The following is a 1,355-nucleotide window of genomic DNA, read 5'->3' as shown; positions in this document are numbered from 1 at the left end:
CAGGCTGTTGAATTTGGCCCCCGAGTAAACGGGGATTTGGTGCCAGACGTTATGGATATCGTGTTCATAAACTCGGGTGGCGGATGCGATGCGTGGAATGGATGAGATGCAAGAGACGTTGTTCACGACGGTCAAGTTGGAAGACCTCGTCCCCGCCGATCATCCATTGCGGGCAATTCGGCTGCTGGTCAACGACGCACTGAAGGACCTCAACGGGCTGTTTAGCACCATCTATGCCGACAGCGGACGTGCCTCGATTGCGCCGGAGAAGTTGCTGCGTGCACTGCTGTTGCAAGTGTTTTACTCCGTGCGCAGCGAGCGCATGTTGATGGAGCAAATGCGCTACAACATGCTGTTTCGTTGGTTCGTTGGCCTGGCGATGGAAGACGACGTGTGGAACCACTCGGTCTTTTCGAAGAACCGTGACCGGCTGCTTGAACACAAGGTAATCGAGAGCTTTTTCACGAAGGTGATGCGCGTGGCCGACCGGCATAACCTCCTGTCCAAGGACCATTTCTCGGTCGACGGCACGTTGATTCAGGCATGGGCCAGCCACAAGAGCTTTCGCCCCAAGGACGACACGGATAACACCCCGCCCGCAGGTGGCGGCCGCAATGCCGAGACCGACTGGAAGGGTAAGCGGCGCAGCAATGCAACCCACGAATCGAGCACCGACCCGGATGCGCGGCTGTACAAGAAGAGTGCCCAGAGTCCGGCCATCCTCAGTTATCAGGGGCACATTCTGATGGAGAACCGCTCCGGCCTGGTGGTCGGCGCGGTTGTGAGTCATGCCGATGGCTTTGCCGAACGTGCCAGCGCATTGCGCTTGCTCGACTGCATGCCTGGCAATCATGCCAAGACGATCGGTGCGGACAAGGCTTACGACACGCACGCCTTTGTTCAAGACTGCCGAGCGCGCAGGGTGACACCACATGTAGCGCGCAACGACGCGCGAGCTGGCGGCAGCGCAATCGATGGCCGTACCTCGCGGCACGAGGGATACCGAGTGAGCCAGGTCATCCGCAAACGCATCGAAGAGCACTTTGGCTGGGGCAAGACGGTCGGACGGCTTCGACAAACCGTATATCGTGGCCTCGAACGCGTGGACCAACACTTCAAGCTGACGATGATCGCCAGCAATCTGACCCGAATCGCACGAATACTGGGTGCGGTGCCGCGAGGAGTGGTGCAATGAGCCGCCAAAGCGCGGTTGCCGCACGGCGCCATGCTGGCGCGCCTCGGAATTGGGGCGCCCAATCGCATGGCATGGTAGGAATGCAGCGGCCATTCGCATGTCGAGTCGTGTTTAGCTGCACTGCGCCCTTCATGGCGGAGTGCTTTTCAACAGCCTGCTA

At 59.4% G+C, this 1,355-nt stretch carries 1 protein-coding gene; it reads left to right on the top strand.

Annotated elements, in window-relative coordinates; genetic code table 11:
- Positions 1 to 88: 88 nt before the first annotated feature.
- Complete coding sequence (locus ACW4E8_RS40970) at positions 89 to 1,195, top strand: IS5 family transposase (RefSeq protein ID WP_456809693.1); 1,107 nt, start codon at positions 89 to 91, stop codon at positions 1,193 to 1,195.
- Positions 1,196 to 1,355: the final 160 nt, after the last annotated feature.

The organism is Cupriavidus sp. CP313, assembly GCF_054072015.1.
Note: the sequence above shows the minus strand (reverse complement) of the source record. Positions and strands in the feature narration are given on the sequence as shown.